The sequence below is a fragment of the Corynebacterium glyciniphilum AJ 3170 genome (assembly GCF_007673095.1).
Taxonomy (GTDB): Bacteria; Actinomycetota; Actinomycetes; order Mycobacteriales; family Mycobacteriaceae; genus Corynebacterium.
The window spans coordinates 166845-190785 of record NZ_VDYZ01000005.1; the positions used below are offsets into that span (position 1 = coordinate 166845).

Annotated in this window: 21 protein-coding genes, 3 tRNA genes and 1 pseudogene; 14 read left to right on the forward strand and 11 right to left on the reverse strand. The window is 64.2% G+C overall.

The genetic code is table 11. The features are described 5' to 3' along the window. Positions 1 to 14: 14 nt before the first annotated feature. Complete coding sequence (locus FS507_RS06590; RefSeq protein ID WP_145941996.1) at positions 15 to 536, reverse strand: dihydrofolate reductase family protein; 522 nt, start codon at positions 534 to 536, stop codon at positions 15 to 17. A 154-nt stretch (positions 537 to 690) separates the two neighbouring features. Next, on the reverse strand, positions 691 to 2760 hold the full coding sequence (locus FS507_RS06595; protein WP_145941997.1) for a TPM domain-containing protein: 2070 nt from the start codon (positions 2758 to 2760) through the stop codon (positions 691 to 693). A 50-nt stretch (positions 2761 to 2810) separates the two neighbouring features. Between FS507_RS06595 and FS507_RS06600 the strand changes: the two genes are divergently transcribed. Beyond that, complete coding sequence (locus FS507_RS06600; RefSeq protein WP_145941998.1) at positions 2811 to 3479, forward strand: YdcF family protein; 669 nt, start codon at positions 2811 to 2813, stop codon at positions 3477 to 3479. 15 nt (positions 3480 to 3494) lie between these two features. Beyond that, complete coding sequence (locus FS507_RS06605; RefSeq protein WP_145941999.1) at positions 3495 to 4799, forward strand: deoxyguanosinetriphosphate triphosphohydrolase; 1305 nt, start codon at positions 3495 to 3497, stop codon at positions 4797 to 4799. 13 nt (positions 4800 to 4812) lie between these two features. Here FS507_RS06605 and FS507_RS06610 read toward each other — a convergent pair whose 3' ends face one another. Together FS507_RS06610 and FS507_RS06615 are read right to left on the reverse strand one after the other, a co-directional pair. Beyond that, the gene (locus tag FS507_RS06610) at positions 4813 to 5229 is read right to left on the reverse strand and encodes a ribonuclease domain-containing protein (RefSeq protein ID WP_145942000.1); all 417 of its coding nucleotides are present in this window, start codon (positions 5227 to 5229) and stop codon (positions 4813 to 4815) included. A gap of 25 nt (positions 5230 to 5254) precedes the next feature. Beyond that, positions 5255 to 7069 (reverse strand): FAD-dependent oxidoreductase, encoded by a 1815-nt coding sequence (locus FS507_RS06615; RefSeq protein WP_145942055.1) that lies wholly within the window; start codon positions 7067 to 7069, stop codon positions 5255 to 5257. Between the two features lie 165 nt (positions 7070 to 7234). On the opposite strand from FS507_RS06615, the gene dnaG reads away from it, so the two are divergent. Continuing rightward, complete coding sequence (dnaG, locus tag FS507_RS06620; RefSeq protein WP_186314585.1) at positions 7235 to 9220, forward strand: DNA primase; 1986 nt, start codon at positions 7235 to 7237, stop codon at positions 9218 to 9220. A 165-nt stretch (positions 9221 to 9385) separates the two neighbouring features. On the opposite strand, the pseudogene FS507_RS18440 reads toward dnaG, so the two are convergent. Continuing rightward, a pseudogene (locus FS507_RS18440) lies at positions 9386 to 9628 on the reverse strand (hypothetical protein); the annotation flags it as partial. 165 nt (positions 9629 to 9793) lie between these two features. On the opposite strand from FS507_RS18440, the gene FS507_RS06630 reads away from it, so the two are divergent. The 3 genes from FS507_RS06630 (at position 9794) to FS507_RS06640 (ending at position 12004) form a co-directional block, all read left to right on the forward strand. Then, positions 9794 to 10912, forward strand: coding sequence for an S-(hydroxymethyl)mycothiol dehydrogenase (locus FS507_RS06630; RefSeq protein ID WP_145942003.1), 1119 nt, complete (start codon positions 9794 to 9796; stop codon positions 10910 to 10912). A gap of 11 nt (positions 10913 to 10923) precedes the next feature. Beyond that, positions 10924 to 11571 (forward strand): MBL fold metallo-hydrolase, encoded by a 648-nt coding sequence (locus FS507_RS06635; RefSeq protein WP_145942056.1) that lies wholly within the window; start codon positions 10924 to 10926, stop codon positions 11569 to 11571. A gap of 61 nt (positions 11572 to 11632) precedes the next feature. Then, a complete protein-coding gene (locus FS507_RS06640; protein ID WP_260853197.1) occupies positions 11633 to 12004 on the forward strand; it encodes a metal-sensitive transcriptional regulator in 372 nt (123 codons plus the stop codon). Between the two features lie 16 nt (positions 12005 to 12020). Here the strand turns inward: FS507_RS06640 and FS507_RS17565 are convergent, their stop codons facing one another. Next, complete coding sequence (locus FS507_RS17565) at positions 12021 to 12950, reverse strand: hypothetical protein (protein WP_186314586.1); 930 nt, start codon at positions 12948 to 12950, stop codon at positions 12021 to 12023. 427 nt (positions 12951 to 13377) lie between these two features. On the opposite strand from FS507_RS17565, the gene FS507_RS06650 reads away from it, so the two are divergent. Continuing rightward, positions 13378 to 13674: a hypothetical protein gene (locus tag FS507_RS06650; RefSeq protein ID WP_145942005.1), complete on the forward strand. Its 297-nt coding sequence runs from the start codon at positions 13378 to 13380 to the stop codon at positions 13672 to 13674. Positions 13675 to 14178: 504 nt separating this feature from the next. Then, entirely contained in the window at positions 14179 to 14523 is a 345-nt protein-coding gene (locus tag FS507_RS06655) for a hypothetical protein (protein WP_145942006.1), read from the forward strand. Positions 14524 to 14687: 164 nt separating this feature from the next. Here the strand turns inward: FS507_RS06655 and FS507_RS06660 are convergent. Continuing rightward, a tRNA-Ile gene (locus FS507_RS06660) sits at positions 14688 to 14764 on the reverse strand. Positions 14765 to 14971: 207 nt separating this feature from the next. On the opposite strand from FS507_RS06660, the gene FS507_RS06665 reads away from it, so the two are divergent. Both FS507_RS06665 and FS507_RS06670 read left to right on the forward strand, forming a co-directional pair. Further along, a tRNA-Asn gene (locus FS507_RS06665) sits at positions 14972 to 15043 on the forward strand. Positions 15044 to 15571: 528 nt separating this feature from the next. Then, entirely contained in the window at positions 15572 to 16573 is a 1002-nt protein-coding gene (locus FS507_RS06670) for an SRPBCC family protein (RefSeq protein WP_145942007.1), read from the forward strand. Here FS507_RS06670 and FS507_RS06675 read toward each other — a convergent pair. The 3 genes from FS507_RS06675 to aceE form a co-directional block, all read right to left on the reverse strand. Then, positions 16558 to 17421, reverse strand: coding sequence for a serine hydrolase domain-containing protein (locus FS507_RS06675; protein WP_145942008.1), 864 nt, complete (start codon positions 17419 to 17421; stop codon positions 16558 to 16560). The genes FS507_RS06670 and FS507_RS06675 overlap by 16 nt on opposite strands. Before the next feature lie 4 nt (positions 17422 to 17425). Continuing rightward, positions 17426 to 17803: an acyl carrier protein gene (locus FS507_RS06680; protein WP_186314587.1), complete on the reverse strand. Its 378-nt coding sequence runs from the start codon at positions 17801 to 17803 to the stop codon at positions 17426 to 17428. Positions 17804 to 17881: 78 nt separating this feature from the next. Beyond that, positions 17882 to 20695: a pyruvate dehydrogenase (acetyl-transferring), homodimeric type gene (gene aceE / locus FS507_RS06685; protein ID WP_145942010.1), complete on the reverse strand. Its 2814-nt coding sequence runs from the start codon at positions 20693 to 20695 to the stop codon at positions 17882 to 17884. A gap of 352 nt (positions 20696 to 21047) precedes the next feature. Between aceE and FS507_RS06690 the strand changes: the two genes are divergently transcribed. Continuing rightward, positions 21048 to 21476, forward strand: a complete 429-nt coding sequence (locus FS507_RS06690; protein ID WP_186314588.1) for a DUF3052 domain-containing protein — start codon at positions 21048 to 21050, stop codon at positions 21474 to 21476. A gap of 51 nt (positions 21477 to 21527) precedes the next feature. Then, positions 21528 to 21600, forward strand: a tRNA-Val gene (locus FS507_RS06695). A 114-nt stretch (positions 21601 to 21714) separates the two neighbouring features. Here the strand turns inward: FS507_RS06695 and FS507_RS06700 are convergent. Continuing rightward, positions 21715 to 21990 carry a helix-turn-helix domain-containing protein gene (locus FS507_RS06700; protein WP_145942012.1) on the reverse strand — a complete coding sequence of 92 codons (276 nt, stop codon included), beginning with the start codon at positions 21988 to 21990 and terminating at the stop codon, positions 21715 to 21717. A 40-nt stretch (positions 21991 to 22030) separates the two neighbouring features. Between FS507_RS06700 and map the strand changes: the two genes are divergently transcribed. Together map and FS507_RS06710 are read left to right on the forward strand one after the other, a co-directional pair. Next, entirely contained in the window at positions 22031 to 22792 is a 762-nt protein-coding gene (map, locus tag FS507_RS06705; protein ID WP_145942013.1) for a type I methionyl aminopeptidase, read from the forward strand. Positions 22793 to 22909: 117 nt separating this feature from the next. Then, a complete protein-coding gene (locus tag FS507_RS06710) occupies positions 22910 to 23917 on the forward strand; it encodes an HtaA domain-containing protein (RefSeq protein ID WP_186314589.1) in 1008 nt (335 codons plus the stop codon). Positions 23918 to 23941: the final 24 nt, after the last annotated feature.

Consider the following 23941-nt stretch of genomic DNA (forward strand, 5'->3'; position numbering starts at 1 on the left):
ACGACGCGATACGGTCACTTGATGACCGCAAACCGGGTGCATACCAGCGCCCGGTTTCTCACTGTCTCCAGAAGCTCCATGCTGAGGGGACGGGGGAGCAGCGGTGCGCCGTCCCCGAGGGTGACGGGCGCGTACTGGACCCAAACTTCGTCGAGAAGCCCGGCGTCAGCGAACTGACCCGCCAGATCCCCTCCGCCGACGATCCAGAGGTCTCTGTCTCCGGCGACGTCCGTCATCTGAGCGTGCACATCGGCGACGGAGGCCGATGTGAAGCGGACGTCTGCACCATCGACGGCGGGGAGGTCACGGTGAGTGAATACCCAGGCGGGAACGTTGTAGCTCCACCCGTCATCATTCGCCAGGATCCATTCATAGGTGGTGGCGCCCATCGCGATGGCACCGACGCCCTCGACGAAGCTGGTAGGGGACATCGGCCCGTCCCAGTCGAAGTCCTGGGAGGTCAACCAGCCGAGCGAGTGGTCGGCCGTGGCGATGAACCCGTCGAGACTGGACGCGGTGAAGTAGTGGGTCGTCATGGGGTTAGGCTAGCGGTTTTTACCCCGGCGGGGCGCTAGCCAGGTTGCTCCTGCATCACCTCATGGCGCCGATTACGCCCAAGTGCGGTGGTGGTCCAGAATAACCCCAGGTCGCCGGAGAGGGACGGCGTAATCCGTGACAGGAATCGGGAGCCTAGAAGCTGCCGAAGTCGCCTCCACCACCGAAGCCACCCCCGCCTCCGCCACCGCCGCCGAAGCCTCCGCCGAATCCGCCTCCACCGAAACCGCCGTTTCCGCTGAGAAGCGAACCGAGGAGCATGCCGGCGACGAGGTTTCCGCCGCCTCCGCCTCCGCCGTAGTAGTTGTTGCGCCGGTTGTAGTCGTCGATGTCCCGGCGAGCCATCTGCGATGCCTGGCGCGCGAGAGCGTTGGCCTGCTGTGCAGCCGTGAATGCCGCACGCGGTTTAGTGTCCCGTTGCTTGTGTGCTGCGTCGAGGGCCTGAGCCGCGGATTGGGCGGAGGACCTGGCCTCAACTCCGATCATGCGGCCGCGGGTGTGGATCGTGTCCTCGACCGCCCGCAGGTGGTTCGTCGCTTCTGCAATGGTGCGGTCCACCATTCCCAACGTACGTTGGTAGTTGTTCTCGGCGCCGCGGGCTTCATCCAGTTGGATATCGAGCTCACCGTCGGCGTCAAGGAGCTCCGAGTAGGTTCCCAGGGGGTCCCGGTCACCATTCTCCCTGGCCGCGTCGAGTGCGTTCTTGGCCCGTTCCACTGCCTTACCGAGTTCATCACGGTCGATGTCAGCATTGCTGGCGGCGAGGTGGGTGGCTTCCGTGATCTCCTCGTCGACCTCCTGGATCAGCGAATCGAGGTTCTTCTGTGCTTCCTGGAGCTGTGATTCAGCATGTTCGACCGCTGACAACTGGCTGTCGGCCTGACTGATGGCCAGGTGCGCGGCACTGGCGGCGTCAATGAGTTCACCTTGCTGGCCAGCAGGCAGGTTCAGCAGTTCACGGGCGCGGGAGATAGCCTGCTCTGCTTCAGTGATTTCGGCTTCAGCAATGTCCGGGTTGTCAGAGACGGATTCCAGGAGCTCGGGTTCCACCTTGCTGGCCAGATTCTCCAGGATCTCGCGGGACCGCGGGATACGGGAGCGCAGCTCCACCGTCTGCTGGAAGAACTTGTCGACGATTTCAGGAGCGTCGATCAGCTTTTCGCGCAGAGTGGCGAACCGTTCGGCCTGATCCCGCAGATTCTGTTCCGCCGTCCCGCAGGAGGAGATCATGTCGATCAACTGTGCGCGTTCCTCGTGCTCGCCGCTGACCAGACCATTCTGCAGACGCTGGTGGGTGTCATAAGCCTTCGCCAACGCCTTCTTTGACACGTCAAGGGCCTTGCGGAGGTCCCGGGTCCGTTCTTCCCCGAATTCTGCCTCGGCGGTATCGAGTTCCTGGTGGCCCTTGCGAATCGATTCGTCCGTGCTGTGCAGCTCCTCGCTAGCCAGTGTGCGCAGCACATGGGTGGGCTGTTGGGAGAGGTCCTCAGTGTTTTCCGGTGTAATGGTGCGGGCGGACTCGAGCTGCTCTGCCTCGTTCTCCCGCTTCTTCTTCCGTGTGTACCAGATCGCGCCACCTGCGCCGCCGACGACGACGATTGCTGCGGCACCACCCCAGGCATATGTGGAAGCCGGGGTGACGTCGGCTACGACATCGGCGATCGCCTGACCGCCTGGTGCCCATCCGTCCCCCATATTGTCGCGGATTGCTGTGTTGACATCTTCGGTGATGTTATCGGGGACTCTGTTCCCCGGTGACGTAGCGAAGCTGCTTTCAGCCGTGTCGATAACGACAACGAGCGTGTCATTGGCTGGTTGTTGTTCACGCAGTTCTGCCGCATACGCGTCTAGCTCTGTCGGAGCATTGTCCGTATACACCAGGTACGCCTTCACCCCTGTCTCCGACGGCCCCTCGGCCAGCGTCTCCTCGATGGAGCTGCGCTCGGAGTCCGACAGCACGCCTGCCTGGTCGACAACCTGGGAATCCAGGGTGATGTCGGTGGCGGAACCGGTGTCTGTCGCCGCCCCCTGTGCGAGGACGGTGGCATCAGCGGCAGCGGGTGAGGGATCCGCGGCTGCCGTCCCGAACCCCAGAGCGGCGCCGGCCCCGACGCCGAGACCAGCCACCCCGGCGACGGCGACGGAGGCGGCGAACCGTCGGAGTCGGATACTGGAGGCGGGCCTGGGGTGATTCGCAGCATACATGCATCCCACAATAACGAAATCCCCGAACTCGGGTGCGTAGTCTTAGTCGCATGAACGGCAGAACCATCGGCAGCACCGCGGGACGAACGGTCGGTGCGGGTATTCGTGGACTGATCTACATGATCATCGGCACCGTCGTCATCGGCCTCGTCATCACTCTCGCCACCGCAGCGCACGTCTGGGCCTACGCCCGCCAGGACGACCGCGCCGGCGCAGACACCATCCTGGTGCTGGGCGCTGCCCAGTACAACGGCACGCCGTCACAGTGGTTCGCCGCGCGCCTTGATCATGCGGCGGAGCTCTACGAAGAGGGTGTGTCCTCACACATCACCACCATCGGCGGAAAACTCGAGGGGGACACCTACACCGAGGCCGAGGCAGGTGCGACCTACCTGCGGGACAAAGGGGTTCCCGATGAGGCGATCACCGAGGTCAACGAGGGGATGGACACGCTCGGCTCGGCTGAGGCGTTTGCGCCGGTGGCTCAAGACAACGGTTGGGACCGGGTTCTCGTCGTCACGGATCCCAACCATTCTCTACGTGCGACGAATATGGTCGGTGACCAGGGCGTGGATGCACACGCCTCGCCGACGAGACAGGGGCCGGCGGTGTCGAGCCGGAAGGAACAACTGGACGCCATCATCCATGAAACCGGCGGCCTGCTGTACTACCGTGCGACCGAGGAAGGCGGCGGTGACTACACCGTCGACGAGAGCTAGAGGAGACAGATCACGGTGCAACGGTACGGCTACACCGCCCACGACCTGGAGCGCGTCGTCGGCGTGCCCGGGAAAGCACTCGGCGTCGACGGTGCGGTGCCCGACGCCCGCGACGACTTCGACCGGGACCGCGCCCGGGTGCTCCACAGTGCGGCACTGCGCCGTCTCGCCGACAAGACCCAGGTTGTCGGACCTGGTTCGGGCGACACCCCACGTACCCGCCTGACCCACTCCCTCGAGGTCGGACAGATCTCCCGAGGCATCGGCAAGACGCTCGGCGTGGACCCGGACCTGGCCGATCTCGCCGGTCTGACCCACGACATCGGGCACCCGCCGTACGGGCACAACGGCGAGCGCGCCTTGAACGAAGCAGCAGCGTCGTGCGGAGGTTTCGAAGGGAATGCGCAGACGCTTCGGATCCTGGTGCGGCTCGAACCGAAGACTGTCGGCCCGGACGGCCAGAGTTACGGACTCAACCTGACCCGGGCATCCCTCGACGCGGCCTGCAAGTACCCGTGGGGGCCGACGGCACCCGACGGTACGGCCCGTACGAAGTACTCCTGTTACGCCGACGACCTGGACATCCTCTCGTGGATACGGGACGGTGCACCGGACGGGCGTAAATGCCTCGAGGCGCAGATCATGGACTGGTCGGATGACGTCGCCTACTCGGTCCACGACGTCGAGGACGGCATCGTCTCCGGGCGGATCAGCATGAACGTGCTGTGGGACCTCGTGGAGCTCGCGACACTGGCGGAGAAGGGCGCCCGCGCTTTCGGCGGCGACCCGGAGGAACTGCTCGACGCCGCGGACCGGCTCCGACGGATGCCTCCGGTCGCCCGCGCAGCAGACTTCCACGGCACTCTCCAGGACCTTGCCGCGCTGAAAGGGTTGACCAGCGAACTGGTCAGTCGTTTCGTCACCGCGTCAGTCACCGCCACCCGCGAATCGCATCTCAACCCGTCCAGTGAGGGCGACCGACGGGTCCCCCTGGGACGTTATGCCGCTGACCTGGTCATTCCCGCAGAGGTGAAGGCAGAGGTGGTACTGCTGAAGTCACTGGCCGTGCTCTACGTGATGGACGAGCACCGCCACCTCGCGGGCCAGGAACGTCAGCGGGACCGGATCTTCCGCGTCACGAACTATCTTGCCCAGGGTGCACCGGGCAGCCTCGACCTGCTGTTCCGACCGTGGTGGGAGGCGGCCACGACGGACTCCGGGAGGATGCGGGTGGTGATTGACCAGGTGGCGTCCCTGACGGAGGCACGTCTCGAACGACTGGACCGTTCGGCCTCGGCCATCAGCGCGGCCTGGGGCTGACTGTGTCGACCGCTCAGTCCTCGGCGTCGGGGATGGAGCAGAAGGATTCGTAGTGGTCCGCGGTGTAGTACCAGACATCCGGATCGGTGTCGGTTCCGCCACCGACGACGATCCGGCGCGCTCCACGGTGGTCCAGCCCCGGTGTCGAGACGGTGTATTCCCGGTAGTAGCTGCCGGGCTCTTCAGGAAGCCGTCCTTCGTAGTTACCGAAGTGCTTACCGTCATGGTCAGGATGGTCGAAGTCACCGTCACCGAGAATGGAGTCGATGACGTCGTCCGCCTGCCCCGGGAGCGACGCGACGGAGCAGGTGTCCCCGGTAGTGCCGGGGTCGTCGTCACCGGTGACGGCATCGAACCCGAAGTACCCTGCGACGAGGATGATCGCCGCGCCGGCTGCTCCACCGGCCAGTCTGTTGTTCCGAGTGCTCACAGCACGTCAGTACATCACACGCCGCCTAGATCTTCACGTGCGGCGTCACCGCGGAAGTTGCCTCCGGCTCGACCCTCGGCACCGTGTTCGACCGGCTGGAGGATACCGGGGTGATCGGCAGCCGCAGCGCGGCGGGGGCGTTGTCCGGGACGACAGGCTGGTCGGGGCGGACCGGTGCGACACGCTGGTAGGACTTCACCGACTCCCGCTGTGCCGGGCGGGGATCACTGTCGCCCTTGTTGGGCCAGAGCGCCGCCGCCCGCTCGGCATTCGCCGAGATCGACAGTGACGGATTGACCCCCGGGTTCGCCGTGACCGACGCCCCGTCGGTGACGAACATCGACGGGTACCCCCACACCCGGTGGTAGGGGTCGACGACACCGTGTTCAGGTGAGTCGGCGATGGTGCAGCCGCCGAGGAAGTGCGCGGTCAGGGGGATGTTGAAGACCTCTGACCACACGCCACCGGCCACGGCCTTGGGGAAGTGCGCCGCGCCACGGCGGGTGGCGTCATTACCCTCGGGAATCCAGGTCGGGTTCGGATCGCCTTCCCCCTGCCTGCTGGTGAGGAACCGGAGGGGGCCGAAGGATTTCAGACTCGTCGTCAGGGAGTTGTCCCGCGCCTGCATGACCAGGTTGATCATCGTCCGCTCCGACCAGCCGCGCAGGTCCAGGACCAGTTTGACCGCCGACGGGTTCTTCGCCAGCTGGCGGAGGAACTCGACCCACCGTGGCCATTTCGTGTCGCCGTCGGTCACCAGTGTCTGGAGCAGGCCCATCGCATTGGAGCCCTTGCCGTACCGTACGGGCTCGATGTGGGTGTCCGGGGCAGGCCAGTAACTCGAGGTGATCGCCACACCGCGGGAGAAGTCGTGGTCGGGGTCGGGCCTGTCCAACCCGACGCCGAGGAGCGCCTCCGAGTTGGTCCGGGTGAGTTGTCCGAGATGATCGGAGATCATGGGCAGGGTGCCGTCCTCCTTCCCACGGTGCAGCAGGTTCTGCGTGCCCCAGGTGCCTGCCGCCATGACCACGTAGTCGCTGGTGAATGTCCGACGCTTCTTCCTGCCGAAGAACGGTGCGGTGGTTTCGGTGGTGACCGTCCAACCCGTGTCCTCGTCCGCACCGACCTTGGTGATGCCGGTGACGGTGGACCGGTCGTGGACCGTCGCGCCTGCCTGTTCAGCGAGATAGAGGTAGTTCTTCAACAGCGTGTTCTTTGCGCCGTGCCGGCAACCGGTCATGCACTCCCCGCACTCAGTGCACGCGGTACGGTCCGGCCCGACTCCGCCGAAGTAGGGGTCTGCGACGGTTTCGCCTTCGTCGCCCTCCAGTCCGACCTTCTTGCCGAAGAAGACCCCGACCGGGGTCATCCGGAATGTGTCACCGACCCCCATCTCGTCGGCGACCTTCTTCGACAGGCGGTCGGCCGGGGTGACCGTCGGGTTCGTCACCACTCCGAGCATCCGCCGGGCCTGGTCGTAGTAGGGGGAGAGCTCGTCTTCCCAGTCGGTGATGTGGTCCCAGGCAGAGCTGTGGAAGTAGTCATCACCAGGTTTGTAGAGGGTGTTGGCGTAGTTCAGTGAACCGCCGCCGACACCGGCACCTGCGAGGATCATGGCGTCCTTCAGCAGGTGGACCCGCTGGATGCCGTAGAGGCCGAGCTTCGGTGCCCAGAGGAATTCCTTGAGATGCCAGCTGTTCTTGGCGAACTCGTGGTCGGCGAAACGGCGACCAGCCTCGATGATGCCGACCTTGTAGCCCTTCTCGGTCAGACGCAGGGCGGTCACGGATCCGCCGAACCCGGACCCGACGATCAGGACGTCATAGTGGGTGTTACTCATGGTGCACTGCTCTTCTCTCCACGCCGCGGCCCGGTAGTCACTCCGGAACGGCGTGCGGTCGTCGTCGATACTGTTTTGCAACAGATAGGAGACATCCTAGGACGCGGTGACGGCGAGTTCAGGCGAATCGGGGACTTCGTCGGGACGGTGGCTATCATGGTCGACATGGCACGAGGGCGGATTCCGGACACCGACATCGCCGCGATCAGGGAGCAGACCCCGATCGAGGAGGTGGTCGGCGAGTATGTCCAGCTCACGCCGGGTGGAGTGGACTCGATGAAAGGGCTCAGCCCGTTCAAGGACGAGAAGACCCCGTCCTTCCACGTACGGCCGAACAAGGGCTACTTCCACTGTTTCGCCACCGGCGAGGGCGGGGACGTCTTCAGCTTCCTGATGAAGATGGAACACGTCAGCTTCCCTGAGGCGGTGGAGCAGTGCGCCGAGCGTATCGGATTCCGTATCAACTACGAGGGCGGTGGACCGGTCAACCGGGTCGAGCCGGGGACACGGCAGCGGCTCGTGGCGGCGAACCGCGCCGCACACGAGTTCTACATGGAGCGCCTACGCGATCCGGAGGACGCCGGTGCGGAGACGGCGAGGGCCTTTCTCCGTGACCGGGGGTTCGAAGGCGAGATCGTCGACACGTTCGGGTGCGGGTACGCCCCCGCCGGGTGGGACACCCTGACCAAGCACCTGCTGCGTCGTGGCTTCGAGTTCAAGGAGCTCGAGGACGCCGGCCTGAGCAGGATGGGGAACCGGGGGCCGATCGACCGGTTCCACCGTCGTCTCCTGTGGCCGATCCGTTCGGTGGCGGGCGACGTCATCGGGTTCGGTGCGCGCAAACTCTTCGAGGACGACAACCTCGGCAAGTACATGAACACCCCCGAGACGCTGCTTTACAAGAAGTCGAAGGTGCTGTTCGGGATCGATCTGGCAAAGAAGTCCATCGCATCGGACCACCAGGCGGTGGTGGTCGAGGGCTACACGGACGTCATGGCGATGCATGCGGCGGGGGTGCCGACCGCCGTGGCGGCCTGCGGGACCGCCTTCGGCGAGGACCACCTGCAGATGCTGCGCCGGTTCATGGTGGACGACCAGTTCTTCCGCGGCGAGATCATCTACACCTTCGACGGTGACGAAGCTGGTCAGAAGGCCGCACTGCGTGCCTTCGAGGGGGACCAGAAGTTCACCGGTCGCAGTTACGTCTCCGTCGCCCCGGACGGGATGGACCCCTGTGACGTGCGGATGGAGAAGGGTGACGCCGCGGTACGGGAGATCGTGGCCGACCGTATCCCGATGTTCGAGTTTGTGATCCGGACCGTCATCCGCGGCTATGACACCCACCATATCGACGGGCGTGTGGAAGCGATGCGCCGGATCGTCCCGGTGCTCGCCGGTATCAGGGACGACGCCCTGCGTGACGAGTACGCACGCCAGGCCGCCGGATGGTTGAGCTGGCCTGACCCCACCGAGGTGGTAAGCCAGGTCCGGGCCGAGGCAGCGAAGGGTCGGCGGGGTAGCCAGGGGCCGGAGCTCAAGGAGGGTGTGGCACGCCTGGCGCGGCGTTCCGCAGAGGCGGAGAAGGCAGGTGGAGCCTCCGGGTCGAATGTCACCTCGATGCTCAGTCGTCCTGATCCTGCTGACATCCACCTGGAGCCTGCGCGTGAGGTGCTCAAGCTGATGCTGCAGGAGCCGGAGATGGTCGGGGCAGACGCGGACGGCTTGTTGCCTGACTCCTTCGAGCATCCGACCTATGTCGCGGTGGCGACGGCGATCGCGGCGGCGGGCGGCGTCGGTTCGGTCGGTTCCGAGGACGGGCACGCCGCTGGGGCAGCGTGGTTGGACGCTGTCAGTTCGGCCACGGATGACGTGATGTGTCGCGCGGTGATCAGTGAGTTGGCGGTGGAGGAACCACGGTGCCAGCGAGACCGGCTGGAGTTCTACGCTGGCGCGGTGGTCGCCCGGATGGAGGAACGGTGGGTCGGGATGGAGATCGCCGAGCTGAAGTCACGGATGCAGCGTATGCGTCCCGACCAGGGCGGGAGTAAGAAGCAGGAGTACAACAACACCTTCGCTGACCTGATGGCGTTGGAGAAGTACCGTCGCACCCTTCAGGAACAGGCGCAGAACTACGGCGATCTGCGCGGCTGACCGGACCCGGAGCTCAGGGGCTCAGGGGCGGCGCCGGGTAAACCGGTCGAACCGCTTCTGGACGGGTCCCCCTGCGCCGTCCTGCTCGCTGACGCGGCGGCCCTTGCCGTCACGCATGCGAGCCTGCTCGCCCTCGACGTAGATGTCCTCTTCGTGGTCGACGGCGTCATTCTCCAGGACGGCGTCACCGTGCAGGTCGTCTGCACCACGGAGATCGCGGAGCTCCCGCATGCGTGGGTCGGGGTCGAGACGGTCAGCCAGGGCCTTACGTCCGGCCTGTACCGCGCGCCGGGTGGCGGGGGAATTGACCGCAGCCTCGTAGCCGCGCCGGATCTGCTCGTACCGGCGTCGCCCGGCCTTGGTGCCGAAAACGTAACCGGCGGCAGCTCCGATGACCAGCTGGATCATGAAAAATACTCTCCTGGGGACTCAACGAGACAGATGTCGGCTTGACTCACTCTGGGTTCGCTCTGGGGACCACCCTACCCTGACACCCGACCGCGCCCGACGGAAATCATCCGTATCCTGAAACGGGAGAACGAATGCCTGCAGGATGAGAGGAAGAGTCAACACATGGCTACAACGGTGAAGGGTGTTATCGCCCGTGGTAGAGGTGCCGAGGTCGAGCTGACGGATATCGTGGTGCCGGATCCGGGGGCCAATGATGTGGTGGTGCGGGTGCAGTCCTGCGGGGTGTGCCACACCGACCTGGCCTACCGTGACGGCGGCATCAGCGACGATTACCCGTTCCTTCTGGGCCATGAGGCCGCTGGGGTGGTGGAGTCTGTCGGTGACCAGGTCACCCATGTCGCTGAGGGTGACTTCGTGGTTTTGAACTGGCGTGCGGTGTGCGGGCAGTGCCGGGCGTGCAAGAAGGGGGAGCTGAAGTACTGCTTCGACACGTTCAACGCCTCGCAGAAGATGACCCTGCCCGACGGTACGGAGTTGGAGGCGGCGTTGGGTATCGGCGCGTTCGCCGAGAAGACGTTGGTGCATGAGGGCCAGTGCACGAAGGTGAATCCGGATGCTGATCCCGCAGCGGTGGGGCTGTTGGGCTGCGGGGTGATGGCCGGTCTGGGTGCGGCGGTCAACACCGGTGAGATTAAACGTGGTGAGACCGTGGCGGTGATCGGCTGTGGCGGGGTTGGTATGGCGGCGATCGCCGGGGCGAAGTTGGCCGGTGCGACGTCGGTCATCGCGGTGGACCTGTCGGACGCCAAGTTGGAGCGGGCACGTGACTTCGGTGCGACGCACACGATCAATCCGTCGTCGTTGGACGGTGATGCTGGGGCGAGTGGTGAGGATCAGCCGGTGGTGCGGGCCGTCCACGAGATCCTCGGGGGTGTCGGTGCTGATGTTGTCGTGGACGCCGTCGGGTTGCCGGCGACGTTCACCCAGGCGTTCTACATGCGTGATCTGGCCGGGCGGGTGGTGCTGGTGGGGGTGCCGACCCCGGAGATGACTGTGGAGTTGCCGTTTTTGGACATCTTCTCCCGCGGTGGTGCGGTGAAGTCGTCGTGGTACGGCGACTGTCTGCCGGAGCGGGATTTCCCGATGTACACCGAGTTGTATTTGCAGGGACGGTTCCCGTTGGGTGAGTTTGTCGATGAACGGGTCGGTATTGATGCGGTGGAGTCGGCGTTCGCGAAGATGAAGCAGGGGTCGGTGCTGCGTTCGGTGGTGGAACTGTGACTGAGTCGGAGATGACGGCCGGGGCTGCGTCCAGTGGTCTGCGTATCGACCGGGTGGTCACCCACGGGGTGTTCGCCTTGGATGGTGGTCAGTGGGAGGTCGACAACAACATCTGGGTCATCGGTGATGATGACGAGGTGATTGTGGTTGATGCTGCCCATGACGCTGATGCGATTGTCTCGGCGGTGGGGGATAGGAGGGTGCGGTCGGTGATCTGTACCCACGCCCACAATGACCACATCACTGTCGCGCCGGAGTTGGCTGAGCGGTTGGACACCCGGATTCATGTTCATCCGGGTGATCAGATGTTGTGGAATCAGACGCATCCGGGTGTGGAGCATGAGGATCTGGCGGACGGGCAGGTGTTTGATGTTGCCGGGACCAGGTTGCGGGTGATCAATACGCCGGGGCATTCGCCGGGGTCGTGTTGTCTGTATCTGCCGGAGGCGAAGGTGTTGCTCAGTGGGGACACGATGTTTGCCGGTGGTCCGGGTGCGACGGGTCGGTCGTTCAGTGATTTCGACACGATTATTGAGTCGTTGCGGTCGAAGGTGTTGGTGTTGCCGGGGGAGACGGAGGTGTACACCGGGCATGGTGATGCGACGTCGATTGGTGATGAGGCTCCGCATTTGGAGGAGTGGATCGCCCGAGGCTATTGATCGCCATACCCCGTAGGGGTACAGTGTGCTCCACTGAATGGGGCTGAACGAAGGAGTGAACGTGCCCGAGAATCTACTCGCCGAGGACGTCTCGACGGAGGCCACCGGTTGTGGCTGCGACGCGCATGCGGGGACGTCCGGCGACGACGATGAGACCCACGGTTACAGTGCGGACAAGAAGCGTTACCTAGCCCGCCTGAAGCGCATCGAGGGACAGGTCCGTGGTCTGCACCGCATGGTCGACGAGGACACCTACTGTATCGATGTGCTCACCCAGGTGTCTGCGGTTCAGTCCGCACTCAAGGGCGTCGCTCTCGCACTGCTGGACGACCACATGCAGCACTGTGTGCTGCACTCGGCACAGCAGGGCGAGGACGAGGCCATGGAGAAACTCGATGAGGTCTCCGCGGCCGTCGGGCGGCTGCTGAAGTAGAGGAGGGCTGCCGCGCCTACTGCATCATCTCGGCGGAGCACTGCTCCGTCCACCCCGAGGTTCCGTCCGTGAAGAAGGACGTTCCCGTCTCATGGAGCTGGGGGTCGCCGCAGCTGGCGATCTGCTTATCCAGAACCCGGGGGTGATCTACTCCCGGGGCACCGGTGAAGCCGATGACAGGATCATCCGCGGGCGCCTCGGGCACAGACGCTGCCGCGGGTGCGGCGGGTTCATTTGCGGGGGCGTGTTCCGCGGCGGGCTCCGCGGCAGTTTCGTCGGCATTGCCGGTCGTACCCTGGGTAGGCTCCGGATCGGATCCCTCGGGTACGGGTGCTTCTCCCAGCTTGTCGAGGTGGATCACAGTCGGTGCCTCACCCTCGGGCGCAGAATCTGCCTTGAACTTGAAGGTCAGAGGCTCACGATCGGAGGGAATGAGGAAGACCCAGGTCATGTCGGCGTCGAATCCGGAACCGAGGTTGGTGTTGCATTCGGGGTTGCCTGGAATGTCGTAGAGTGCGTCGATCGGCTGGTAGAGGGAACTGTCCCTGACCTGCATTGCGGCCCTCACCCAGCCCCCGGTGGACCGGCAGGTGAGGTCCATGTCGCCGGTGGTGTCATTGACGACGGTAGTCTCGACGACCACGTACTTGCCTCCGTCCCGGGCAGTCTGTTCCTCGGTGGGGCGCTCTTCTCCGGTGTTCCAGCTGCCGTCCGTGTAGGTCTGGATGACATCGGTCTCGTAGGCGTTGTTCACTGTTACTGTTGCACCGTTTCCTTCCGCCGCGACGCCCATGCCCGGGGTGCTGGCCTGCGAGGTAGTGGCGGAGGACGTCTCTGCGCCTGAATCGCTGGAGTTGCCGGCGCATCCGGCAAGGGTCAGGGCGGTTGTGGCGGCGAGTGTGACGACCAGCCGTGCACGCCGGCGAAGGTGTGGTTGGAAGGGCATGGGTGGGACTCTCCTCTGCAGATGACCACCGGGTACTACCGGTGGTAAATGAAACTGTCAGGAGATAACATAGCCTGAATGTCGGACACAGGTTCCTCTGGGGCTCCGGAGTGTTCGAACGACGGTGCGGCGTTGTGGTGGCATCGGAAGGGGCGGTGTCGAGCGTTGGGGCCGGGCGAACTGGTCGCTGGAAACTTCGCAGGTGGCTCGGGGTGGGTGGGTGAAGTAGACCCCGAGGGAGTGGCGGTCAGGCAGGGCTAGCGTGACGATACTTTTGCGCCTTTAATATATGAAATCTCTGTGCTCAGTGAGAGTGCCACATTTTTCAGAGAAGAGTGCTCTATGGTCTTACGTCGTTCCATTGCTGCCACCGCCTTCGCGATCCCGTCGGTGCTCTCCGCGTGTGTTGGGGAAGACTCTCCTAGGGGTGTCCAGCTCGACAGATGCTGCGACGCCATCTGCTGCCACGAAGTCGGCGGAATTGCCGGAAGACGTCAACCGCGTCCTCGGCGCGCTCGACCAACTCGACGCGGAGTACGCCGAGCCGGAGGAGGACGAGGATCCGGAGGATCTGTCTGGCACCCACCGATCTTTCTCGCTGGACATCGTCGGGCACGGTGCAGGGATCAACCTGTTTGCGGAACCCGAGGAGATCGCAGCTTGGCAGGAGGTGTTCGACGGGCTCGGTGACTTTCGGTATGCCGGCCGTCTCCCCGAACTCTGAAGAGGGGAAGGGTGACTCCCTGGCATTAGCTCCACGGCTGGCGGAGGCACTCGGTGGCGAAGCACACACTGGTGAGGAGATGAGCGAGGAAGAGTTGCCAATTGTTGACATCGAGCAACCAACGAAGGACCCGTACGTTGTCGAATGCCTTTTTGGTGCGCCGGGGCCCGCTCTCTGGTCGGATGGAACTGCCGCATCCTCTCAGGTTTGTTTCGACGACGCCACTGAAGGGCGTGACTATCGGTGTCCCCAGACAGACCACTACGTCAGTGATCCCGCGCAGTGTGAGACATCCTGGCAAGATTCGGCGACGATTCCTTTCGCTGACGGGGGCACCTGTGCAGCCGCCGTGTGTGATTACAGAAATAATGCGCTCGGAAACCCCAATCCTTCCTCGGGTGAGACCCAGGGGCGGCACATGCCAGGAGGGGCAGATTGACGACCCTGAGTATTGCGACGCAATCGAGGCAGTCTTCGCCAACAACGTTGACTGGGAGTAATGCGATGAAGGAGAACAACCCTCCCGTGTCCCGCGCCGGGCCTCAGGGAGATCTCCCGGGGCGACCCCAGGGCGCAGTAGTCATTCAGCTGCGACCATCGAAGATCGGCCCGCTCCTCACGTTCCGGTACATCGTGTTCATGCTGGCGTTTCTCTGCAGCTTCGTCATGCTCATTGGGGGCGGTGTCGCCGTGTTCACCAATACTACAGAGTCTACCGCGGCGTCCGCGGACGACATCGTATACAACATCGCGGTATTCAGTGCCGGGTTCGTTGGCGTCGTCCTTTCCGGCATCGGGTGGACGCTGAGCATTATCGCCGAGAGGCTCGCAAACAAGGGGATCACCTGAATCTTCGCGGCGGAGTCCGCGTCGTTAGAAGAGAAATGGGGTCATGAGTGGAAATAACCTCTGCCGTTCGGGTGAACATCCTGGTAGAACCGAGAAACGTGAACCTGGCGGCCCTCCAGGACAAGCAGAACCTCCAGTCGGTGACGACCATGTGTTCTTAAGTTTGGTGGGGCCAGCGGGGCTTGAACCCGCGACCAGCGGATTATGAGTCCGCGGCTCTAACCAACTGAGCTATAGCCCCGTGAGGACATTTAAGCACACGGCTGGTAGCGCTCCCGCCGGGTGTCCCTCGATCAGCGGACGTGCCTTCAGGCCCCTGGGGCCCGCAACTTCCGGCGCTCGGTGACTGCTGCTGTCGCTGCAGCTAAAGGGCATGATTTGATCCTGCGCGTCGCGCTCTGTAAAGTTCCATTCCGTTGCCGGGGAGAGCATGTCCCGGTCGCAGTATTCCTCCATAGCTCAATGGCAGAGCATTCGACTGTTAATCGAAGGGTTGCTGGTTCGAGTCCAGCTGGAGGAGCATAACAACCCCCTGACCAGCTCCAATGGTCGGGGGTTTTCGCGTGTCTCACCCCGCTCGACCTGGATAACACGGCAGGTGACCGTAAAGTGCCCAAGAAATCTCGGTGGATCCTCCGTGACACGAATCGCTTCCATGTGCCGAAGCTTCAGTTGCCGGTCGCTGAACGACGTCAGTGCCTATACCTTTCCTCGGTAGTCCGCTCGTACATCGGGGAACTCACTCTCGGCGAGCCCGTCATCAGGACCTGAGGAGGGGGAGCTGTGCAGTGATGGCTTCATGATCGGTTCGATGACGACCCGTGCCGCCTCGACACCGTCCAGTTGTCACACCCTTGCCGGGTCAATGGCAGTGCAAGCGTACCGAAATCCGCCGAACCGTGGCAGCGAAACCGTGATTCGGGTACGGGTGCATGCATCACCCACACTCATCACCCAGACGCCGCATTGCACCGCGCACCCGGAAAAGTCCTACCCTGATCCTGTGCGCTGTGCATATACTGGATCTCCCGCTGAAGGAGCACCAGCCATGCCTGTGCACACTGTCAACAAGAACACCGGTGACTCGTCCATCGAGATCATCGCCGACTACCCCGTCTCCGCGAGGAGGCTCTGGAACGCATACGCCGACCCGAATCAGCTCGAGCGTTTCTGGGGGCCACCGACCTATACAGCAACTTTCCCCCGTCATGACGTCGCCGTCGGTGGCCGTTCCCACTACTTCATGACAGGCCCGGAGGGTGACAGGTCCGCAGGCTACTGGGTCTTCACCGAGGTCAACGCGCCGCACTCGTTCACGATGCGGGACGGGTTCGCCGATGAGTCCGGCACACCGAACCCGCAGACCCCTGAGATGACAATGGCATTCCGATTCGATGACACCGACCAGGGGTCGACGATTACCATGGTGACATCCTTCGCCAGTGACTCGGAGATGCAGGACATGACCGAGATGGGCATGGCCGAGGGGATGGAGGCGGCTCTGAGCCAACTCGACGCCGTGCTGGCGGCCCCTGACACGGCCGCTCCCGGTGCGAAGACGCGGCTGACGATCCTCGGGGACACGCTCGTCAGGATCAACCGTGTGCTTCCCGGGGACGTCGAGGGGGTGTGGAGGGCACACCATGATGCTGAGGTGCTGCGGCGCTGGCAGCTCGGCCCGGACGGCTGGTCGATGCCGGTGTGCGACGTGACCACGACGGTCGGGGAAAACTATCGGTTCGGTTGGGTCCAGGATGTGGCCGCGGACGGCCAGGACGCTGACGCGTTCGGCTTCACCGGTACAGTTCTGGAGTGCGAGGAACCGTACCGCATCGTCACCACGGAGATGATGACAGACGGTGCGGGCACACCGGTGGAGGACGGACCGGAGACCCGCAACGAGCTGACATTCTCCCCGGTGGCGGACGGAACGTTGTTGACGTTGGTCGTCACGTATCCGGGACTGGCCGCCCGGGACATGATCCTCGGCACCGGCATGGTGGACGGGATGGAGATGAGCTATGCGAGACTGGATCAGCTGCTCGGCTGAAGCTCAGCCCAGAGTCGGTCGTTGAACCCGTCCCAGCGTTCTTTCGCCCACGGGCCGAAATCACGGTCAGTCAGGACGACGGCTGCCCGGCCGGTGGGGCGGTGGAACCACAGGAACGTCCCCGACTGACCGAAGTGGCCGGTGACGTCCTGCGGCATCGTCCGCCCCATCCAATGGGGAGACTTGGTGCCGTGGGCCTCGGCACCAAGCCCCCAGGGGCAGGGGGTCTGGCGTCCGTAGCCCGGGACGATGCCGTCGAGGTCCTTGTACTGGATGGACAGGGCATCGTCCCACGTCTGCGTGGAGACCAGCGTGGGGGAGAGAAACTCCGCGGCGAGGATGAGAAGGACGTCGACGGAGGCGCTGAAACCATGCCCGGCTGAGCCGGAGAGATCCACCGTGTCCGCTGATATTCCCAGCGGCTCACACACTGCTGCGCGCGTGTACTCGGTGAACGGGATACCGGTGGCAGACACAAGATCGGCGAGAATCTCGTAGCCAGCGGAGGAGTAGATGCGCCGCGACCGGGCGGGCTTCTCCCGCTGCCGTGACTGCATACCGACACCGGAGGCGTGACTGAGCAGCTCACGCACCGTGGCGTCCGCAGGCCCCTCGACGGGGGAGTCGTACTCCGAACCGATGTCGGCGACGGTGTCGTCGAGGTCGAATGCGCCTTCCTCGACGGCGATGAGGACGCTGTAGGCCGTGATCAGTTTGCTGACGCTGGCCAGAGGGAACAGTCTTCCGGTGTCCCCGTACACCGATGTTCCCGCGCCGCTGAGGGCCCCCGCGGCCACCGTGTCCACCGGCCAGGTACCGACGTCGCTGAGCGCATCCTGCACGGACATGCAGCTAGGAGTTTTCCGTCTGCGTGGTACCGGGGGTACGGGATTCGACGAACCGCACGATGTCCCGGACGGTACGTGCGGCGTCCAGGTCCTCTTCCTCGACCCGTACGCCGAAGGCATCTTCGATGCGGATGGCGATGTCGATGCGAGAGACCGAGTCGATGTGGAGGTCGTCGGTCAGGTCGCTGTCAGCGCTGATCTCTTCGACGTCGACGCCGGTGGCGTCCTCGATGATCATCGAGATCCGTGTCACCGGGTCGACTGAGGCGCTGCGGGCGTTGCGGGACGGACGCGTCCCCTTGGCTGCCCCGCCCTCTGCCGCGGCGGGTTCACCGCCGAGTTTCTCGGCGAGCTTGTCTCGGGCATCCGATGAGATCTCCACGGACATCGACCTTTCTGGGTTCTGTGGTCCCGTACCTGTCGGGCACCACATTACCAACAGACGGTCCGGGAGCCGGTGCTACGCCTTCGTCGGGTCCGTCAGGTTCAGCTCGTCGGCGGCGTCGTTGACATCGTCCCAGCTGACCTTGCCTTCGCGCGCGAGGGCGGAGAGCACAGCCACGACGATCGACTCGGCGTCGGAGTTGAAGAACCGCCGTGCCGCGGCACGGGTGTCGGCGAAGCCGAAGCCGTCGCAGCCCAGTGTCGAGTAGTCACCGGGCACGTAGGCGCGGATCTGCTCGGGCAGGTCCGTGGCGAAGTCCGACACACCGACGAACGGGCCCGAGGCCTTGCCCAGCACCTCGGTGACATACGGGGTCCTGGCTTCAGCGCTCGGGTGGCGCAGGGCGTCCCGCGACAGCGCGGCGCCTTCGCGGGCGAGTTCGGTCCAGGACGTGACCGAGTACAGGGAGACGTTCACGTCGTAGTTCTCACGCAGCATCTCCTTGGCACGGATGGCCTCGGTGACCCCGACACCGGACGCCAGGATATTGGCCTGCAGGTCGGTCTCCGGGGCGGCACCGGCGTCGCCGGCGGAGTTCGCCCCGGTGCCGATCAGCCGGTCGGCGGGGGAGTAGAGGTAGATGCCCTTGAGCAGCCCCTCGACGTCCAGGTCGTCCGGTGCGGCCGGCTGATGGACCGGCTCGTTGTAGGCGGTGAGGTAGTAGATGACGTTCTCGCCCTGGTTGTCCTCACCGGAACCGTCACCGTACATGCGCTGGATGCCGTCCCGCAGGATGTAGGCGATCTCGTAGCCGAAGGCCGGGTCCCATGCGACGACGGCCGGGTTGGTGGCCGCGAGCAGCAGTGAGTGACCGTCCATGTGCTGGAGACCCTCACCGGTCAGCGTGGTGCGTCCGGCGGTGGCTCCGATGAGGAAACCGCGGGCCATCTGGTCGGCGGCGGCCCAGATGCCGTCGCCGGTGCGCTGGAAGCCGAACATCGCGTAGAAGATGTACAGCGGGATCATCGGCTCGCCGTGGGTCGCGTAGGACGTCGCAGCGGCGGTGAAGGACGCGACGGAGCCGGCCTCGTTGATGCCCTCGTGCAGGATCTGGCCGGTGGTGGCCTCCTTGTAGGAGAGCATGAGGTCGGCGTCCACCGGCGTGTAGTTCTGGCCGTGGTTGTTGTAGATCTTGAGCGTCGGGAACCAGGCGTCCATACCGAACGTGCGGGCCTCGTCGGGAATGATCGGGACGAGTCGCTTCTTGATCTCGGGGTCGCGCATCAGGTCCTTGAGCGCACGCACCAGCGCCATGGTCGTGGCGACCTCCTGGTTGCCGGACCCCTTCAGCACGCTCTTGGCGACATCCTTGACCTCCGGGACCTGCAGCGGCGTGTAGGAGTTCCGGCGCTCCGGGACGGCACCACCGAGCTCCTTGCGGCGTTCGAGCATGTAGCGCACCTCGGGTGAGTCGGGCCCCGGGTTGAAGTACGGGGGCAGGTAGGGGTCCTTCTCGAGTTCCTCGTCGGAGATCGGGATCTCCTGCTTGGTACGGAACTGCTTGAGGTCCTCCAGCGCCAGCTTCTTCATCTGGTGGGTGGCGTTACGGCCCTCGAAGTTGTGGCCGAGTCCGTACCCCTTGATGGTGTGGGCGAGGATCACCGTCGGCTGGTCCTTGGTTTCCAGGGCCCGCTTGTAGGCCGCGTAGATCTTGCGGTAGTCGTGCCCGCCCCGGCGGAGAGCGAAGATCTCCTCGTCGGTCATGTCCTCGACAAGCTTCGCCGTCTCCGGGTTCTTCTCGAAGAAGTACTTGCGGACGTAGGCGCCGTCCTTGGCCTTGAAAGTCTGGTAGTCGCCGTCCGGCGTGGTGTTCATGACGTTGACGAGGTCGCCGTCCTTGTCCTTGGCGAGAAGGTCGTCCCACTCGCGCGCCCAGACGACCTTGATGACGTTCCAGCCGGCGCCCCGGAAGAAACTCTCGAGTTCCTGGATGATCTTGGTGTTGCCGCGGACAGGGCCGTCGAGACGCTGGAGGTTGCAGTTGACCACGAAGGTCAGGTTGTCCAGGTTGTACAGTGCGGCCTGCTGGATGAGACCACGGGATTCCGGCTCATCCATTTCACCGTCACCGAGGAAGGCCCAGGTGTGCTGGTCGGAGGTGTCCTTGATGCCGCGGTCGTGCAGGTAGCGGTCGAACCGTGCCTGGTAGATCGCGTTCATGGGGCCGAGACCCATGGAGACCGTGGGGAACTCCCAGAACTCAGGCATGCCGTGCGGGTGCGGGTAGCTGGGCATTCCTTTTCCGGGCTTGCTCTTCTCCTGACGGAAGGCGTCCATCTCTTCCTCGGACAGGCGTCCCTCGAGGAAGGCGCGGGCGTACACACCAGGGGAGGCGTGTCCCTGGAAGTAGACGTGGTCGCCGCCGCCGGGGTGGTCCTTACCGCGGAAGAAGTGGTTGAAACCGACCTCGTAGAGGGCGGCGGCGGAGGCGTAGGACGAGATGTGACCGCCGACGCCGATGCCGGGACGCTGGGCGCGGTGGACCATCACCGCGGCGTTCCAGCGGATCCAGCGACGGTAGCGCTTCTCCATGTCCTCGTCGCCGGGGAACTCCGGTTCCATCGTCGTGGGGATGGTGTTCACGTAGTCCGTCGAGAGCAACGGGGGCATCGGGACGCGTTTGGCGGAGGCACGTTCCAGCAGGCGCAGCATCAGGTACCTGGCGCGTTCGGGGCCGGCGTCCCCGAGGAGCCCGTCGAGCGAATCCATCCACTCCCTGGTTTCCTCGGGGTCGGAATCCCGGAGATATGACGCGACGCCGTCGCGGATGCTGCTGAAATTGCTGTCCGACGAGTCGGACTTGGGTGACCTGCTGGATGCAGTTGTCATGACGCTCCTCCTGGGTACGGGAAAGGACGTGCCCCGCAGTTCAGGATTACGACTGCGGCGCCTGTCGACGGTCTGTCACTGTCCGATACTACGGAAGACCCTGACGGGTAATTCCAGTGCGAGGGCGGCGAAGTTGGCTCGTCGTCTAGCCATGACCAGATACTTCCCCTACTATGCAGGGGAGATCGGTGCCTTGAACTGCGGGTGTCGCGTTCTTCGCGTCTCGTGCAGTGTCGGGGCCCCGGACGAATGGTGAAATATGCCACTCGGAAGATCTATGCGAAGTACCCTCACAGAGGGTGCAACAAGTAATGGCACCAGAAATATCAGACGAAAGGTCAGGGAACCGCAAGTGGGAGACGCCTCCGGCGCAGCAGTGCACGAAGGACAGGACTGGGCAGAGATGTTGGATGTGACCAACGGCCAGATCGTGCAGGAGCTCGGTTGGGACGAAGATGCTGACAGCTCGATCAGTGAAGGCCTCGAGGAGGTCATCGGCGAAGCTCTTCTGGACGAAGAGACCGACGAGATGGTCGACGTTGTCCTGCTGTGGTGGCGTCACGACGACGGTGACCTCGTCGACGGGCTCGTCGACGCGACCAGGAATCTCGGGGATTCCGGTCGGATCTGGTTGCTGACTCCGGCCGCGGGTACTCCCGGGACGGTGGAGCCCGGTGAGATCGCCGAATCCGCTCAGGTCGCGGGTCTGGTTCAGACGACATCGACGCGGCTCGGCAGCTGGCAGGGGGCCTGTCTGGTACCCGGCGGCACAAAGCGCTAGAGTTCTAGAGGTTCCCGTTGAGTGGTCGTGTTCCGACCGTACGGGGATGACGCGCATTTAGCTCAGTTGGAAGAGCAGCTGGTTTACACCCAGCAGGTCGGCGGTTCGAACCCGTCAGTGCGCACCGCTACTGACCGGGCAACGAGATGACGTCGGGCACCTGGTCCCCGCCGGAAACGGCCTCCGTGACTACATTTTGACTACGCGTCGCGCCGATCTGATCTCTGCGGGCGGCGGATTACGCCACTGGAACAACGCCTGCCGTGCAGTGCTCCCAGACATCCGCCATGGAGCGGATGTCGAGTTCAAGAGCTCTACACAGACGCACCACGGTGCCGAAAGCAGGGGAGGGCAGTCTCCCGGTCTCGATCTTACGAAGCGTCTCAGCAGAGATGCCAGCTTCCTCCGCGACCGCAGTGAGCGTCCGGTCGGCCCGGTTCCGGGCATCCCGCAGGATCTGGCCGATGCGCCGCCCTGCTTCGATCTCTGACTCTGTGAGTGGATTTCTGACCACAGTTGCTCCTTTTTCCTCTGCCGGTATTATTGTACCGTTCATGGTGGAAATCAAGACTGCGACAGAGATCGCGAAAATGCGTGAAGCCGGGCGCCTGGTCGCCACGATCCTCAATGACCTCAGCGGCATGGTGGCGCCTGGCGTCAACCTCATGGACCTGGAGTACCGTTGCCGCCAGATGATCAAGGATGCCGGTGCGGAGTCCTGTTACTGGGACTACGACCCTGACTTCGGTGACGGTCCGTTCCGCAACACAGTCTGCCTGTCGCTCAATGACGGTGCCCTCCACGGACTGCCGCACTCCACCGTTCTCACCGACGGGGATCTACTGAGCATCGACCTTGCGCTCAGCCTCGATGGTTGGTGTGGCGACAGTGCGGTCTCTGTCATTGCCGGCACGCCCCGTGAGGAGGATGAACGGCTGATTGAGGCGACCCGGGTTGCCTTGGACGCCGGTATCGCCGCCGCGAAGGTCGGAAACCGGCTCGGCGACATCTCTCACGCCATCAGCACGGTCGCGAAGGACTACGGCATCCGGCCGAACGCTGAGTACGGCGGCCATGATATCGGACGGCATATGCACGGTGACCTGGTTATCCCGAACGTGGGTAAGGCGCACCGCGGCTTGAAGCTGCAGGAGGGTATGACGTTCGCCATCGAACCGTGGTTCGCCGGCACGAGCCGGGTGGATGTCGGGGACGATGGGTGGACCGTTGTCACCGTAGACGGGTCACGTGCCGCACACTCCGAGCACACGGTGGTCATCCGTCCCGGTGGTGGGGAGATCCTGACGGCGGTCTGAACGCTAGAGACTGCCCCGGCGAGGCAACCCCGGTGGCTGCCGGCTGGGGATTTCCCGGTTGGCCGCTCCAGGCGCCGCGATGTAGCCTTACCTAACTGAATGTAGATGATCTCCGACATGCCGAGGAATGTGTCACCAGTGAATCCCGTCTCGCCCCGTTCCGGTCTCCGTTCCCCGCACAATCAGGTCGCGAGGAGTTTCTCCGCCGGCGTGGCAGCCACCCTGGTGTCCCTCGCCGGTGCCGCGGTGGTCCTGGCTCCGGCACACGTTGCTGCGCAGCCTTCCCCGTCGAACGGGACCGATACATCCTGTGACCCGCAGGACCCCACCGCGAACAAGGTCGTCGACGCCCGGATGGGGTGGGGTGTGCGCGAATCATTCAGGAGCTACATCACCTCCAGCATCGCCAACGGCGGTTGGACCTCGGATAATGGCGCGGTGTTCAGCGACGGCGAGTTTGTCTTCGATGGGGAGGACGGAGTCGTCTCTGTGGTGGACGGGGCAGTGGCCGATGCGGCACTGTCGTTCGCCGGTTCGGTGAACTTCACCGGTCATGACGGTGTCCTCGACATGACCGTCGCGAATCCGGAGATCCGTGTCTCGGGTGGCGACGGGACCCTCGTCGCCGACGTCACGTCGAATGACACCGACGGCGCTCCCCACAGCTACGGGCGTATCGATGTCGCGGCCCTGTCATTCTCCGGAGGCGACTCCCGGAACAGCGTCACCGACGGCATCGTCGATGGTGGTGCCTCCGCGACGTTGACGCCGGAGGGGTCGGAGGCGATGGGGGAGTTCTATGAGGCCGGTGCGGAGATGGATCCGTTGACGTTCCGGGCGGCGCTCGCCGACGGGTGTGAGGACGACGGACCCGATCTCGGGGCAATGCCGGAGGACGAAGGCGACGGGACGTCGGGCGAGGATCAGGCCGACGGTGAAGTCACCATCCGCGATGACAACCGAGATTCCGACGGAGGGCAGGACGCAGGGGAGGACGATGAGAACCCCGTGGTCGCGTTCCTGACGACCCCGTCCACGGCGATACCGACGGCTGTGGTGGTACTCGTGGTGGTGCTCGGGGCCTGGTTCGGCATTCGGCGTCGGGGGGCCGGAGGGCGCGACTGACGGTAGGTACAGGCGGAAGATTCT

Coding starts and splice junctions, on each gene's coding strand:
- FS507_RS06600 (WP_145941998.1), top strand. CDS start 2,811: ATGAACGGCAGAACCATCGGCAGCACCGCGGGACGAACGGTCGGTGCG.
- FS507_RS17565 (WP_186314586.1), bottom strand. CDS start 12,950: ATGCCCTTCCAACCACACCTTCGCCGGCGTGCACGGCTGGTCGTCACA.
- FS507_RS06595 (WP_145941997.1), bottom strand. CDS start 2,760: ATGTATGCTGCGAATCACCCCAGGCCCGCCTCCAGTATCCGACTCCGA.
- FS507_RS06630 (WP_145942003.1), top strand. CDS start 9,794: ATGGCTACAACGGTGAAGGGTGTTATCGCCCGTGGTAGAGGTGCCGAG.
- FS507_RS06615 (WP_145942055.1), bottom strand. CDS start 7,069: ATGAGTAACACCCACTATGACGTCCTGATCGTCGGGTCCGGGTTCGGC.
- FS507_RS06670 (WP_145942007.1), top strand. CDS start 15,572: ATGCCTGTGCACACTGTCAACAAGAACACCGGTGACTCGTCCATCGAG.
- FS507_RS06675 (WP_145942008.1), bottom strand. CDS start 17,421: ATGTCCGTGCAGGATGCGCTCAGCGACGTCGGTACCTGGCCGGTGGAC.
- map (WP_145942013.1), top strand. CDS start 22,031: ATGGTGGAAATCAAGACTGCGACAGAGATCGCGAAAATGCGTGAAGCC.
- FS507_RS06590 (WP_145941996.1), bottom strand. CDS start 536: ATGACGACCCACTACTTCACCGCGTCCAGTCTCGACGGGTTCATCGCC.
- aceE (WP_145942010.1), bottom strand. CDS start 20,695: ATGACAACTGCATCCAGCAGGTCACCCAAGTCCGACTCGTCGGACAGC.
- dnaG (WP_186314585.1), top strand. CDS start 7,235: ATGGCACGAGGGCGGATTCCGGACACCGACATCGCCGCGATCAGGGAG.
- FS507_RS06655 (WP_145942006.1), top strand. CDS start 14,179: ATGAAGGAGAACAACCCTCCCGTGTCCCGCGCCGGGCCTCAGGGAGAT.
- FS507_RS06710 (WP_186314589.1), top strand. CDS start 22,910: ATGCCGAGGAATGTGTCACCAGTGAATCCCGTCTCGCCCCGTTCCGGT.
- FS507_RS06635 (WP_145942056.1), top strand. CDS start 10,924: ATGACGGCCGGGGCTGCGTCCAGTGGTCTGCGTATCGACCGGGTGGTC.